Genomic DNA, 305 nt, shown 5'->3' on the forward strand with positions numbered 1-305 from the left:
TATTGAAAGTACTACCAATGTACTCATAAGACTTGAAAAAGGATATTATAAATACTTAAACCAGTTATCTTGCATTTTCAAGTTATCTGAAGAGTATGCTATGACACTTGAAGTTGATTGGAATTACATTGAAATTATCTTAGATATTTATAATCAAGAAAAATATATATCTAAAGAAAGTTTCATTAAAATAAAAGAGGTTGAGTCGAATGAGCAACAAGAAACAAAAACAAGCTATAATCACAATTAATCATTAAAAAGGTGGCATAGGAAAATCTATGCTTATTAAGAATATTACTAACTAC

The 305-nt window shown here is 25.9% G+C and carries 1 protein-coding gene; it reads left to right on the forward strand.

Translation table 11 applies throughout. The features are described 5' to 3' along the window. Positions 1-250, forward strand: a 250-nt coding sequence (locus EII32_RS12670) for a hypothetical protein (protein ID WP_233582408.1), incomplete at its 5' end; no start/stop codon positions are given. Between the last annotated feature and the right edge of the window lie 55 nt (positions 251-305).

The sequence above is a fragment of the Prevotella sp. OH937_COT-195 genome, from assembly GCF_003932845.1.
Lineage (GTDB): Bacteria > Bacteroidota > Bacteroidia > Bacteroidales > Bacteroidaceae > Prevotella.